Annotated in this window: 12 protein-coding genes; 7 read left to right on the top strand and 5 right to left on the bottom strand. The window is 44.6% G+C overall.

Annotated features, from left to right (window positions below; translation table 11 throughout):
* Positions 1 to 2: 2 nt before the first annotated feature.
* The 5 genes from mnmE to rpmH all read right to left on the bottom strand — a co-directional run bounded on the left by mnmE (position 3) and on the right by rpmH (position 3,858).
* On the bottom strand, positions 3 to 1,382 hold the full coding sequence (mnmE, locus tag NQS30_RS17085) for a tRNA uridine-5-carboxymethylaminomethyl(34) synthesis GTPase MnmE (protein WP_007409903.1): 1,380 nt from the start codon (positions 1,380 to 1,382) through the stop codon (positions 3 to 5).
* A 289-nt stretch (positions 1,383 to 1,671) separates the two neighbouring features.
* Positions 1,672 to 2,313 carry an RNA-binding cell elongation regulator Jag/EloR gene (gene jag, locus NQS30_RS17080; RefSeq protein ID WP_124692624.1) on the bottom strand — a complete coding sequence of 214 codons (642 nt, stop codon included), beginning with the start codon at positions 2,311 to 2,313 and terminating at the stop codon, positions 1,672 to 1,674.
* Positions 2,310 to 3,059: a YidC family membrane integrase SpoIIIJ gene (spoIIIJ, locus tag NQS30_RS17075; RefSeq protein ID WP_007409906.1), complete on the bottom strand. Its 750-nt coding sequence runs from the start codon at positions 3,057 to 3,059 to the stop codon at positions 2,310 to 2,312. Before spoIIIJ ends, jag begins: the two co-directional genes overlap by 4 nt.
* 160 nt (positions 3,060 to 3,219) lie before the next feature.
* Positions 3,220 to 3,570 carry a ribonuclease P protein component gene (rnpA, locus tag NQS30_RS17070; protein ID WP_004392944.1) on the bottom strand — a complete coding sequence of 117 codons (351 nt, stop codon included), beginning with the start codon at positions 3,568 to 3,570 and terminating at the stop codon, positions 3,220 to 3,222.
* A 153-nt stretch (positions 3,571 to 3,723) separates the two neighbouring features.
* Positions 3,724 to 3,858 carry a 50S ribosomal protein L34 gene (rpmH, locus tag NQS30_RS17065; RefSeq protein WP_003178075.1) on the bottom strand — a complete coding sequence of 45 codons (135 nt, stop codon included), beginning with the start codon at positions 3,856 to 3,858 and terminating at the stop codon, positions 3,724 to 3,726.
* 622 nt (positions 3,859 to 4,480) lie between these two features.
* On the opposite strand from rpmH, the gene dnaA reads away from it, so the two are divergent.
* From dnaA to gyrA, 7 genes are all read left to right on the top strand, one after another.
* Positions 4,481 to 5,821, top strand: coding sequence for a chromosomal replication initiator protein DnaA (dnaA, locus tag NQS30_RS17060; RefSeq protein WP_007409908.1), 1,341 nt, complete (start codon positions 4,481 to 4,483; stop codon positions 5,819 to 5,821).
* A 184-nt stretch (positions 5,822 to 6,005) separates the two neighbouring features.
* Entirely contained in the window at positions 6,006 to 7,142 is a 1,137-nt protein-coding gene (gene dnaN / locus NQS30_RS17055; protein WP_014416704.1) for a DNA polymerase III subunit beta, read from the top strand.
* Between the two features lie 134 nt (positions 7,143 to 7,276).
* Complete coding sequence (gene rlbA, locus NQS30_RS17050) at positions 7,277 to 7,492, top strand: ribosome maturation protein RlbA (RefSeq protein ID WP_004392910.1); 216 nt, start codon at positions 7,277 to 7,279, stop codon at positions 7,490 to 7,492.
* Between the two features lie 15 nt (positions 7,493 to 7,507).
* Entirely contained in the window at positions 7,508 to 8,620 is a 1,113-nt protein-coding gene (gene recF / locus NQS30_RS17045) for a DNA replication/repair protein RecF (RefSeq protein WP_007409910.1), read from the top strand.
* 17 nt (positions 8,621 to 8,637) lie between these two features.
* Positions 8,638 to 8,883, top strand: coding sequence for an extracellular matrix regulator RemB (gene remB / locus NQS30_RS17040; RefSeq protein ID WP_004392908.1), 246 nt, complete (start codon positions 8,638 to 8,640; stop codon positions 8,881 to 8,883).
* Between the two features lie 56 nt (positions 8,884 to 8,939).
* A complete protein-coding gene (gene gyrB / locus NQS30_RS17035; RefSeq protein WP_011996153.1) occupies positions 8,940 to 10,856 on the top strand; it encodes a DNA topoisomerase (ATP-hydrolyzing) subunit B in 1,917 nt (638 codons plus the stop codon).
* 215 nt (positions 10,857 to 11,071) lie between these two features.
* A complete protein-coding gene (gene gyrA, locus NQS30_RS17030) occupies positions 11,072 to 13,531 on the top strand; it encodes a DNA gyrase subunit A (RefSeq protein WP_025284070.1) in 2,460 nt (819 codons plus the stop codon).
* The last annotated feature ends 202 nt before the right edge of the window (positions 13,532 to 13,733 follow it).

Raw genomic sequence — 13,733 nt, 5'->3', positions numbered from 1 at the left:
TTTTATTTACCTAAACAAAATTGTGAAAAGAGCTGATCAATTAAGCTTTCGTGGACGGCATCACCGATGATTTCGCCCAGCAGCTCCCAGCACCTTGTCAAATCAATTTGGACCATATCAATCGGAACATCCTGTTCAATTCCGTTCAGCGCATCATCAATCGCTTGCTTTGCCTGATGCAGTATCGAGATATGACGGGTGTTGCTGACATAGGTGAGATCTCCGCTTTCGATCGCTCCTGTATAAAATAGCGACTGAATCGCTTCCTCTAAATCTTGAATGCCTTCTTCTTTCAGCAATGAGGTCGTGACGACAGGCCGGCCTTTCGCCAGTTCCTTGACGCGCTCAGCGTCAATCTTAGCCTCAAGGTCCGTCTTATTCATAATGACAATGACGTCCATTCCCTCAACCGCTTCAAACAATTTCACATCTTCTTCAGAAAGCTCTTCGCTGTGGTTAAGCACAAGCAAAATGAGATCCGCTTCCTTCAGAACCTGCCGTGACCGTTCCACACCGATTCTTTCGACGATGTCTTCTGTCTCACGGATTCCGGCGGTATCGACAAGCCGAAGCGGCACGCCTCGGACATTGACATATTCCTCAATCACATCACGCGTCGTTCCCGGAATATCGGTTACGATCGCCTTCGTTTCATGGACAAGGCTGTTAAGCAGAGAGGATTTTCCGACGTTCGGACGGCCGATGATCACGGTAGACAGTCCCTCACGCAAAATTTTCCCCTGCTCAGACGTACGGAGCAGCGCCTCGATTTCTTTCTTCACGCCGCTTGCCTTCTCCACTAAAAGCTGATGCGTCATTTCTTCGACGTCATCATATTCCGGATAATCTATATTAACCTCAACATGGGCAAGTGTTTCTAACAACTCATCACGCAGACGGCGGACAAGCGCGGAAAGCCGTCCTTCCATCTGGTTCATGGCGACATTCATGGCACGGTCCGTTTTGGCCCTGATCAGATCCATCACCGCTTCCGCCTGTGATAGGTCAATCCGTCCGTTTAAAAATGCACGCTTCGTAAACTCACCGGGTTCTGCCAGTCTCGCACCTTCTCTTAAAGCAAGCTGGAGCACCTGATTAACCGTCACAATACCCCCGTGACAGTTGATTTCAATGACATCTTCCCTTGTGAATGTTCTGGGCGCTCTTAAAACAGACACCATGACTTCCTCAATAATCCGTCCCGTCGTGCTGTCCGCGATATGCCCGTAATGAATGGTATGCGATTCTGCCGAACTGAGCGTTTTGCCTTTCGGACCCTTGTACATTTTGTCGGCGATCTTTACGGCTTCCGGGCCGCTCAGCCGAACGATCGCGATCGCGCCTTCACCCATCGGAGTTGAAATCGCTGCAATTGTATCCATGCTGTTCACCTCTCTTTATCTCTGTTTCCATCTATATAAAAAATTTTATTTACGCCAAAATTAAAAGATAACATAGTTTGGTTTGAAGTGGAAGATACGTTATCCACAAAGGCAGAAATTCATCCCTTATTACTTTAACTTATCCACATGTGAATAACAATTAATTTTATTTCCTAAAACCTTTTTTATCAACAGCATAGACCGAAAAAGAAAAAACTTAAACGCAAAAAATGCGATTCTGCTTAGGAATAGAGCCATTTTTACCAATAAAAAAACCGAAGTTCCGATTTTACCCGGACTTCGGTTTTCTGCTATCTTTATGGGAAATAACGATATGGCGGTACCGGCCTTCACCGGTAGAAAAAGTTTTGATATTTGGATGCTTTGACAGCGCGTCATGGATGATTTTTCTTTCACCTGACGGCATCGGTTCTAAATGCACATCTTTTTTCGTTTTCGACACTTGCTTGGCCAGCCTGTTTGCCAGCTGCTCCAGAATTTCTCTTCTTTTCCGCCGATAATTCTCAGCGTCGACAACGGCTTGGCGATACTGGCCGGAGCCGCGGTTCAAAACAAGCTGCGTCAATGTTTCCAGGGCATTGAGTGTTTGTCCTCTTTTGCCAATAAGCAGCGCCGCTTTTTCACCTTTAATGTGAAAACAGACTGTTTTCTTGTTTTCTTCCGTAACAATCTCAGAAGGTCCGGCAATGGAATGGATGATTTCTTCCAAATACGCTTTCGCTTCATGAACAGGATTTTTTTTCTCTTCCAGTTCTACGATCGCATTCTTTTTTCCGAAAATACCCAAAAACCCTTTGTATTCTTCTTGCACCACCGTTATTTCTACTTGATCTTTCGTCAGTTGAAGTTCCTGAAGGCCTGATTGAACTGCTTCTTCGACATTCCGTCCCGCAGCAGTCACCTTCTTCACTTTTTCTTTCCTCCCGCTTTCTGCGTTTCCGGATCGTGTTTAATGTCAGGTCCTTTAATAAGGAATGTCTGAGCAATCATAAACAGGTTTCCGACTACCCAATACAGAGAAAGCGCGCTCGGGAAGTTGATCGCAAATACGATAATCATGATCGGCATAATCCATACCATCATTGCCATTTGAGGATTCTGAGTCGGATTTCCGGCCATCATCAGCTTCTGCTGGACAAAAGTGGCCACACCGGCAACGATAGGAAGAATATAGTAAGGATCCTTCTCTCCTAAATCAAACCATAAAAAGCTGTGCTGTGAAATGGCTTGCGTACGCATAATGGCGTGGTAGAATCCGATCAAAATCGGCATTTGAATCAGGATCGGGAAACATCCCGCCAGCGGGTTTACCCCGTGCTTTGAAAACAGGGCCATCGTTTCCTGCTGAAGCTTCTGCTGCGTTTTTTGATCTTTAGAGCTGTATTTTTCTCTGAGCTTCTGCATTTCAGGCTGCAGCGCCTGCATCGCTTTTGAGCTTCGAAGCTGCTTGATCATCAGCGGCAGAATCAGCAGACGAATTAAAATCGTAACGATGATGATCGATAAACCATAGTTATCGCCCGTCAGTTTCGCTACGTACGTAATGACTTCTGACAATGGATACACAACATATTTGTCCCAGAAATGCGGACTATTCGCCGTAATCGGCTCTTTCACACTCGAGCACCCGGCCAGCAGCACGAGCATACCGACCATACTCAGTAGTAACCATATTCTCCTTTTCAAGAACGTTTCCTCCTATACCAATCTTTATGAACCTTGTATGTATTTTAGCATCTTTCAGTTTCAAATGGCGTTCATTTTTCGCCAAATAAAAGGAAGCGCTTTTAAAAACGTGAAGAAAACAAAATATGAGCTATTTTGACGAAGATTTCTTATATAATGAGGTTTTTCTGAATAAGTGCTGCAGACTCTTTTTCGTTTCTTCAAAACTGAGGTCGCCGGCGGGTTTTCTTGCGATAATAATAAAATCTTTCGGCTTGAGCAGCTCTTTTTCCTCCTGAACAGCCTGTCTGATTAACCGCTTCACCCGATTGCGCACGACGGCATTGCCGATTTTTTTACTGACAGAAAGCCCTACCCGGAGCTCTTCCTGTTTCGGCTGATCAAGCGTATACAGCACGAACTGGCGGTTTGCCATAGACGTTCCGCGTTTAAACACTTTTTGAAAATCTTCATTTTTCTTTAACCGATTTCGCTTCTTCACTTTAATTCACTCCGATATTCACTCGCAGAAACTTTTATTTCTATCTAAAAAAAACGGGCCGCCGGAATACTGAAGAAATTTCTCCAGTACCGGGCGACGCATGACATCTCACTCTCTTAATGTGAAAAAAGACCACTGACATTATTCAGTGGCCTAAGCTGATAATACTTTTCTGCCTTTGCGGCGACGGCGTGCTAATACTAGACGACCGTTTTTTGAACTCATACGGCTTCTGAAGCCATGAACTTTACTGCGTTTACGGTTATTCGGTTGGAATGTTCTTTTCATTTATGACACCTCCCTCGAGGAATAGCTGTTAAAGACAGTCTTACTTATTATATTTGTGCTGCCTATTCATTGTCAACTTCAGCAGTGCTTTTATTTCTTACAACCATAATAGGATAACATACCTTAACCAGTTTAGAAACCTTATTTTTCATATTCCTTTTTTTAACGCAAAAAAAAAAGCCGTGCTCCCCCGAAAAAACGACATGTGGATAATTTTTTTGCCTTTTTTTAATATCCACAGTCGTTATCGACAACATTTTCACATTGCTAACTCCTGTGGACAAAGATTTTTCAACAAGTTGTCAGGTTTGTGGATAAGATTACGAGAACCATTGCAAGTCCTCACTTAATTTGATATTATATTTGTGTTTTAACTCTTAATTACTTATCCAGCCCATTCTCTTTATCCACAAACTGTGGATAAGTTGTGGATTGTTTTCACACAGCTTGTGTAGATTGTTGTCCACAACTTGTGGAATTTGTCGAAAAGCTGTTTTTCTACTATACTATATGTTTTCAACATTTCGTGTGTACGAATGGTCAGAGCCATATGCTCTTTTTTTGTGTTCTATAACAGGGAAAGGGCGCTGATTTTTAAAGAAAAGGAGGGCTGTGCCGGATAATGGAGAATATATTAGATCTTTGGAATCAAGCTCTAGCTCAAATTGAGAAAAAGCTAAGCAAACCGAGTTTCGAAACTTGGATGAAGTCGACGAAAGCCCATTCGCTGCAAGGGGATACCTTAACCATCACCGCTCCCAATGAATTTGCCAGAGACTGGCTGGAGTCCAGGTACTTACATCTCATTGCAGATACCATATACGAATTAACCGGGGAAGAGTTGAGCGTCAAATTTGTCATTCCTCAAAATCAGGACGAAGAAAACTTTTTACCGAAACCGCAAGTGAAAAAAGCGGCAAAAGAGGAACCGTCTGATTTTCCCCAAAGCATGCTCAACCCGAAATATACATTCGACACATTCGTCATCGGATCGGGAAACCGATTCGCCCATGCAGCATCACTGGCTGTGGCGGAAGCACCCGCTAAAGCGTACAACCCTTTATTTATATACGGGGGAGTCGGCTTAGGAAAAACCCACTTAATGCACGCAATCGGCCATTATGTCATTGATCATAATCCTTCAGCCAAAGTGGTGTACCTGTCTTCTGAAAAATTCACAAATGAATTCATCAACTCAATCCGCGATAATAAAGCCGTTGATTTCCGCAACCGCTACCGGAACGTTGATGTACTTTTGATAGATGATATTCAATTTTTAGCCGGAAAAGAACAAACACAGGAAGAGTTTTTCCATACATTCAACACGCTTCATGAAGAAAGCAAACAAATCGTGATTTCCAGCGACAGACCGCCGAAAGAGATCCCGACCCTTGAAGACCGCCTGCGTTCGCGGTTCGAATGGGGATTGATTACGGATATCACACCGCCGGATCTGGAAACGCGGATTGCCATCCTGAGAAAAAAAGCGAAGGCGGAAGGCCTTGATATTCCGAACGAGGTCATGCTTTATATCGCGAATCAGATTGACAGCAACATCCGCGAACTGGAAGGGGCATTAATCCGGGTTGTCGCCTATTCATCTTTAATCAATAAAGACATTAACGCAGACCTGGCTGCAGAAGCATTGAAAGATATTATTCCGTCTTCTAAGCCGAAGGTCATTACGATAAAAGAGATTCAGCGGATTGTCGGACAGCAGTTCAACATTAAGCTTGAAGATTTCAAAGCGAAAAAGCGCACGAAATCCGTGGCGTTCCCAAGACAAATTGCGATGTATCTTTCAAGAGAAATGACAGATTCTTCTTTGCCTAAAATCGGGGAAGAATTTGGCGGGAGAGACCATACAACCGTCATTCACGCCCATGAAAAGATTTCAAAACTGCTGATTGATGACGAGCAGCTTCAGCAGCAGGTGAAAGAAATAAAAGAACTGCTTAAATAATAGTGCCCTCGGATGAATCGGGGAAAGTGTGAATAACTTTTTCATAGCCATACACAGTCTGTCCACATGTGGATAGGCTGTGTTTCCTGTCTTTTTCACAACTTATCCACAAATCCACAGGCCCTACTATTACTACTGCTATTTTTAAAATATATTAATTATATTATCCGTTAGGAGGATAAACATGAAATTTACGATTCAAAAAGATCGTTTAGTCGAAAGTGTACAAGACGTTCTAAAAGCCGTTTCATCCAGAACCACAATTCCCATTCTCACCGGTATTAAGATCGTCGCCTCAGATGAAGGAGTATCTTTCACAGGAAGTGACTCTGATATTTCAATCGAGTCATTCATTCCGAAAGAAGAAGATGATAAAGAAATCGTGACGATCGATCAGCCGGGAAGTATCGTGCTGCAAGCCCGTTTCTTCAGCGAAATCGTTAAAAAACTTCCGATGGCGACTGTTGAAATCGAAGTTCAAAATCAATATTTAACGATTATCCGTTCCGGAAAAGCCGAATTTAATTTAAACGGCCTTGATGCAGATGAATATCCGCATCTGCCGCAAATCGAAGAGCATCACGCCATTCAGATTCCGACGGATCTTTTGAAAAACCTGATTCGCCAAACCGTGTTCGCTGTGTCCGCCTCAGAAACACGCCCTATCTTGACAGGTGTAAACTGGAAAGTCGAAAACGGTGAATTATTATGCACTGCCACGGATAGCCACCGACTCGCTTTAAGAAAGGCGAAGCTTGATATTCCGGAAGACAGCTCTTATAACGTGGTCATTCCTGGGAAAAGCTTAACCGAGCTGAGCAAAATTCTTGATGACAACCAAGAACTGGTTGATATCGTCATTACAGAAACTCAAGTTCTGTTCAAAGCGAAAAACGTATTGTTCTTCTCAAGATTGCTTGACGGAAACTATCCGGACACGACCAGCTTAATTCCGCAGGAAAGCAAAACGGAAATCGTCGTGAACACGAAGGAATTTTTACAGGCGATAGACCGTGCTTCTTTATTAGCGAGAGAAGGCCGCAACAACGTTGTAAAGCTTTCTGCCAAACCGGCGGATTCGCTGGAGATTTCATCAAATTCTCCGGAAATCGGGAAAGTGGTCGAAGCTGTGCTGGCTGACCAGATTGACGGCGAGGAATTAAATATTTCATTCAGTCCAAAATATATGATGGACGCACTGAAAGTACTTGAAGGAGCGGACATCCGTATCAGTTTTACGGGAGCGATGAGACCGTTTCTTATCCGTACGCCGAATGATGAAACCATCGTTCAGCTCATCCTTCCGGTCAGAACGTATTAATCAAACAGAATGTGCTGCCGGCTTAGTTCGGCAGCTTTTCTATTCATCAGCCGCTCCCTCAAGTTTTCCCTTTCCTTATTTCAGGATTTTTTAGTACAATTAGATATTAGTGATATTTGAAAGAGGTCGATAATATGGCAAATCCGATTTCGATTGATACAGAAATGATTACGCTTGGCCAGTTTTTAAAATTAGCCGATGTGATTCAGTCCGGCGGCATGGCGAAGTGGTTTCTGAGCGAGCATGAGGTGACTGTCAACAATGAACCTGACAATCGCCGCGGCAGAAAGCTTTACGTTGGAGACGTGGTCGCGATTGAAGGATTTGGTTCATTTCAAGTCGTCAATTAAAGCGGGTGACAGCGGTTGTATATCCAAAATTTAGAATTAACATCCTACCGTAATTATGAGCGCGCTGAGCTTCAATTCGAAAACAAGGTGAATGTGATCATCGGGGAAAATGCCCAAGGCAAAACCAATCTGATGGAAGCCATCTATGTCCTTTCGATGGCAAAATCACACCGCACCTCAAATGACAAAGAACTTATACGGTGGGACGAAGACTATGCTAAAATAGAAGGAAGAGTGATGAAGCGAAACGGGGATATCCCGATGCAGCTTGTCATCTCCAAAAAAGGTAAAAAGGGCAAGGTCAATCATATAGAGCAGCAAAAACTCAGTCAGTATGTCGGAGCGCTGAACACCATTATGTTTGCCCCTGAGGATTTAAATCTCGTCAAAGGAAGCCCCCAGGTGAGGAGGAGATTTCTCGATATGGAGATCGGGCAGGTTTCTGCCGTTTATCTGTATGATTTATCTCTTTATCAAAAAATCCTTTCACAGCGGAATCATTTTCTGAAACAGCTGCAAAGCCGGAAACAGACTGACCGGACTATGCTTGACGTTCTCACTGATCAGCTGATTGAAGCAGCCGCAAAAGTTGTCGCCAAACGTCTGCAGTTTACGGCGCAGCTTGAAAAATGGGCGCAGCCGATCCATTCCGGCATTTCCCGGGGACTTGAAGAACTGACGCTTAAGTACCACACGGCGCTTGATGTATCAGATCCCAAAGATTTGTCGAAAATAGGTAACAGCTACCAGGAGTCTTTTTCGAAATTAAAAGAAAAAGAAATAGAACGAGGCGTCACATTATTCGGACCGCATCGGGATGATGTCCTTTTTTATGTGAACGGACGCGATGTGCAGACGTACGGTTCACAGGGACAGCAGCGTACGACGGCTTTGTCTTTGAAGCTGGCCGAAATAGATTTGATTCATGAAGAAATCGGAGAATACCCCATTTTACTTTTGGATGATGTACTAAGCGAGCTGGATGATTACCGACAGTCCCATTTGCTTCATACGATCCAAGGCCGTGTGCAGACATTTGTCACCACGACAAGCGTGGATGGCATTGACCACGATACCTTACATCAAGCAGGAATGTTCCGTGTGGAAAACGGTACGTTAGTGAAGTGAAGAAATGAGGTGAGCGATTGTATATTCATTTAGGTGACGACTTTGTCGTTTCAACACGCGATATCGTCGGCATTTTTGACTGCAAGGTCAATGTATCGCCGATCGTTGAAGAATTTCTGGACAGACAGAAAGAAAAAGTAGTGCCGTCCGTAAACGGCACGCCAAAGTCTATCGTAGTCACGACTGAGAATATATATTACTCTCCCTTATCTTCCGGCACACTGAAGAAACGTGCGCAATTTATGTTAGAAATAGATTCTTAGCGGATCTTTACAATGAATATATCGTTTAAGAAAAGTGTAGGTGAATGTGCATGGCTATGGAACAGCAGCAAAATAGTTATGATGAGAATCAGATACAGGTATTAGAAGGTTTGGAAGCTGTTCGAAAGAGACCGGGGATGTACATCGGATCAACTAACAGCAAAGGCCTTCACCACTTGGTGTGGGAAATCGTCGACAACAGTATTGACGAAGCCCTGGCCGGTTATTGTACAGATATTAACATCGAGATTGAAAAAGATAACAGCATTACCGTTAAGGACAACGGGCGCGGAATTCCGGTCGGTATCCAGGAGAAGATGGGCCGCCCTGCGGTTGAAGTCATCATGACCGTTCTCCACGCCGGCGGTAAATTTGACGGAAGCGGATATAAAGTATCCGGCGGTCTTCACGGTGTAGGGGCATCTGTCGTAAACGCCTTGTCGACCACTCTTGACGTTACGGTTCATCGTGACGGAAAAATCCACTATCAGGCGTACGAGCGCGGTGTACCTGTGGCCGATCTTGAAGTGATCGGTGATACTGATAAGACCGGAACGATTACGCACTTCGTTCCGGATCCGGAAATCTTCAAAGAAACAATCGTATACGACTATGATCTGCTTTCAAACCGTGTCCGGGAATTGGCCTTCCTGACAAAAGGCGTAAACATCACGATTGAAGACAAACGTGAAGGACAAGAACGGAAAAACGAGTACCACTACGAAGGCGGAATCAAAAGCTATGTTGAGTACTTAAACCGTTCCAAAGAAGTCGTTCATGAAGAGCCGATTTATATCGAAGGCGAGAAAGACGGCATAACGGTTGAAGTTGCATTGCAATACAACGACAGCTATACAAGCAATATTTATTCTTTCACGAATAATATCAACACATACGAAGGCGGGACGCACGAAGCCGGATTTAAAACCGGTCTGACCCGTGTCATAAACGACTATGCAAGAAGAAAAGGGATTTTCAAAGAAAATGATCCGAATTTAAGCGGGGATGATGTGAGAGAAGGGCTGACTGCCATTATTTCAATTAAGCACCCTGATCCGCAATTCGAAGGGCAGACGAAAACCAAGCTCGGCAACTCCGAAGCGAGAACGATCACTGATACGCTGTTTTCTTCTGCGCTGGAAACATTCCTTCTTGAAAATCCGGACTCAGCCCGCAAAATCGTTGAAAAAGGTTTAATGGCCGCAAGAGCGCGGATGGCAGCGAAAAAAGCGCGGGAATTGACCCGCCGCAAAAGTGCGCTTGAGATTTCCAATCTGCCGGGCAAACTGGCGGACTGTTCTTCTAAAGATCCGAGCATTTCCGAGCTGTATATCGTAGAGGGTGACTCTGCGGGCGGATCAGCGAAACAGGGACGGGACCGTCATTTCCAAGCTATTCTGCCGCTGCGCGGTAAGATTCTGAACGTTGAGAAAGCCAGACTTGATAAGATTCTCTCAAACAATGAGGTCAGATCAATGATCACGGCCCTCGGAACAGGAATCGGAGAAGATTTTAATCTTGAAAAAGCGCGTTATCATAAAGTGGTCATCATGACGGATGCCGATGTTGACGGCGCCCACATCAGAACGCTTTTATTAACGTTCTTCTACAGATACATGCGGGAAATCATCGAAAACGGCTATGTCTACATTGCCCAGCCGCCGCTTTACAAAGTGCAGCAGGGAAAACGGGTGGAATACGCTTATAACGATAAGCAGCTTGATGAGCTGTTAAAAGAGCTTCCGCAATCACCTAAGCCCGGCCTCCAGCGTTATAAAGGTCTTGGAGAAATGAACGCGACTCAGCTTTGGGAAACGACAATGGACCCTGCGACCAGAACGCTTCTGCAAGTCAATCTTGAAGATGCAATGGACGCTGACGAGACTTTTGAAATGCTGATGGGTGACAAAGTAGAACCGCGGAGAAACTTCATAGAAGCAAACGCCAGATACGTAAAAAATCTTGATATTTAACCAAGAAAGCCTTATTTTCGTTAAGAAATAAGGCTTTTTTCTCAAAGCGGCTTCTAAAGCCTCTGAAAACCCGCAAAACCCGTATATTCTACTAAATTAATGTGTATAAACACAAGTTTATTGATATAATGGAGAATAGTGAAATCGTATTGAAGATCATAATGGACAATCTACTCCCACATTATTTCATGTGATACTTCAGGGAGGTTTTTTTAATGAGTGAACAAAACACACCACAAGTACGTGAAGTCAATATCAGTCAGGAAATGCGGACATCCTTTCTGGACTATGCAATGAGCGTTATCGTATCCCGGGCGCTTCCGGATGTGCGTGACGGTCTGAAGCCGGTTCACAGACGGATTTTGTACGCGATGAATGATTTAGGCATGACCAGTGACAAACCATATAAAAAATCTGCCCGTATCGTCGGTGAAGTTATCGGTAAGTACCACCCGCACGGTGACTCAGCGGTTTACGAATCAATGGTCAGAATGGCGCAGGATTTTAACTACCGCTACATGCTTGTTGACGGACACGGCAACTTCGGTTCGGTTGACGGCGACTCAGCGGCCGCGATGCGTTACACAGAAGCGAGAATGTCAAAAATCGCAATGGAAATCCTCCGGGACATTACGAAAGATACGATTGATTATCAAGATAACTATGACGGCGCAGAAAGAGAACCTGTCGTCATGCCTTCGAGATTTCCGAATCTGCTCGTCAACGGAGCTGCCGGTATCGCGGTCGGAATGGCGACAAATATTCCTCCGCATCAGCTTGGGGAAGTCATTGAAGGCGTGCTTGCCGTAAGTGAGAATCCTGAGATTACAAACCAGGAGCTGATGGAATACATCCCGGGCCCGGATTTTCCGACTGCAGGTCAGATTTTGGGCCGGAGCGGCATCCGCAAGGCATATGAATCCGGACGGGGATCCATTACGATCCGGGCTAAGGCTGAAATCGAAGAGACATCATCGGGAAAAGAAAGAATTATTGTTACGGAACTTCCTTATCAGGTGAACAAAGCGAGATTAATTGAAAAAATCGCAGATCTTGTCCGGGACAAAAAAATCGAAGGAATTACGGATCTGCGTGACGAATCCGACCGTAACGGAATGAGAATCGTCATTGAGATTCGCCGTGACGCCAATGCTCACGTCATTTTGAATAACCTGTACAAACAAACGGCCCTGCAGACGTCTTTCGGAATCAACCTGCTGGCGCTCGTTGACGGACAGCCGAAGGTACTAAGCCTGAAACAATGTCTGGAGCATTATCTTGATCACCAAAAGGTTGTGATCCGGCGCAGAACGGCTTACGAACTCCGCAAAGCGGAAGCGAGAGCTCACATTCTGGAAGGTTTAAGAATTGCTCTCGATCATTTAGATGCCGTTATTTCTCTTATCCGCAGTTCCCAGACGGCTGAAATTGCGAGAACAGGTTTGATCGAACAATTCTCACTGACTGAAAAACAAGCGCAAGCCATTCTGGATATGCGCCTTCAGCGATTAACCGGTCTGGAGCGCGAAAAGATTGAAGAGGAATATCAATCACTTGTTGCGCTTATCGCCGAGCTGAAAGATATTTTAGCCAATGAAGCAAGAGTTCTTGAGATCATTCGTGAAGAGCTCAATGAAATCAAAGAGCGTTTCAATGATGAGAGACGCACTGAAATCGTGACGTCCGGTCTTGAAACAATTGAAGATGAAGATCTTATCGAGAGAGAAAATATCGTCATCACACTGACCCATAACGGCTATGTTAAACGTCTCCCGGCGTCCACATACCGCAGCCAAAAACGGGGCGGAAAAGGCGTACAGGGAATGGGAACGAATGAAGATGACTTTGTGGAACACTTAATTTCCACATCAACGCACGATACGATCCTGTTCTTCTCTAATAAAGGGAAGGTATACCGTTCTAAAGGATATGAAATCCCTGAATACGGCCGTACGGCAAAAGGCATTCCGATTATTAACCTTCTGGAGGTTGAAAAAGGCGAATGGATTAATGCTATTATTCCGGTCAGCACGTTTGATGAGGAGCAATACCTCTTCTTTACGACCAAACAAGGGGTGTCGAAACGTACGGCACTGTCCCAGTTTGCGAATATACGGAATAACGGGCTGATCGCCCTAGGTCTCCGGGAAGACGATGAACTGATGGCCGTCCGCCTGACTGACGGCAAGAAACAAATCATCATCGGAACGAAGAACGGTTTGCTGATCCGTTTCCCTGAAGCAGATGTAAGACAAATGGGACGCACAGCTGCGGGTGTTAAAGGCATCACGCTGACAGACGATGATGTCGTGGTAGGCATGGAGATTCTTGAAGAAGACTCCCATGTCCTCATAGTGACAGAAAACGGCTACGGCAAACGCACACCGGCTTCAGAATACAGAGTTCAAAGCCGGGGCGGAAAAGGCCTTAAAACATGTAAAATCACTGACAGCAACGGTCCGTTAGTAACCGTGAAAGCAACAAAAGGCGAAGAGGACTTAATGATTATTACGGCAAGCGGCGTGTTAATCAGAATGGATATTAATGATATCTCCACTACGGGACGCGTAACACAAGGCGTCCGTCTGATCCGCATGTCTGATCAAGAGCATGTAGCCACTGTGGCGCTTGTGGAAAAGAATGAAGAAGAGCCGGAAGAAACGGAAGAAGTATAAACGCAAAAGCGCAGCTGTAACAGGCTGCGCTTTTACTATATAAAGAAATGAAAAAAAGCTTTGACACATAGTGATGATGCTGATATAATCATTTTTGTTGTCTTTTTAATAGAAAGGCAAGCCTAGCGAAAATATTTTTTAAAAAAGTATTGACCTAGCAAACTGAAAATGTTATGATTAAGAGGTCGCTTCGAGAGAAGCA

The sequence above is a fragment of the Bacillus sp. B1(2022) genome, assembly GCF_040259625.1.
GTDB lineage: Bacteria > Bacillota > Bacilli > Bacillales > Bacillaceae > Bacillus > Bacillus velezensis.
Note: the sequence above shows the minus strand (reverse complement) of the source record. Positions and strands in the feature narration are given on the sequence as shown.

Excerpts from the sequence above, each read along its gene's own strand:
- dnaA (WP_007409908.1), top strand. The coding sequence starts at position 4,481 with ATGGAGAATATATTAGATCTTTGGAATCAAGCTCTAGCTCAAATTGAG.
- gyrB (WP_011996153.1), top strand. The coding sequence starts at position 8,940 with ATGGAACAGCAGCAAAATAGTTATGATGAGAATCAGATACAGGTATTA.
- rpmH (WP_003178075.1), bottom strand. The coding sequence starts at position 3,858 with ATGAAAAGAACATTCCAACCGAATAACCGTAAACGCAGTAAAGTTCAT.
- gyrA (WP_025284070.1), top strand. The coding sequence starts at position 11,072 with ATGAGTGAACAAAACACACCACAAGTACGTGAAGTCAATATCAGTCAG.
- mnmE (WP_007409903.1), bottom strand. The coding sequence starts at position 1,382 with ATGGATACAATTGCAGCGATTTCAACTCCGATGGGTGAAGGCGCGATC.
- spoIIIJ (WP_007409906.1), bottom strand. The coding sequence starts at position 3,059 with ATGGTCGGTATGCTCGTGCTGCTGGCCGGGTGCTCGAGTGTGAAAGAG.
- dnaN (WP_014416704.1), top strand. The coding sequence starts at position 6,006 with ATGAAATTTACGATTCAAAAAGATCGTTTAGTCGAAAGTGTACAAGAC.
- rlbA (WP_004392910.1), top strand. The coding sequence starts at position 7,277 with ATGGCAAATCCGATTTCGATTGATACAGAAATGATTACGCTTGGCCAG.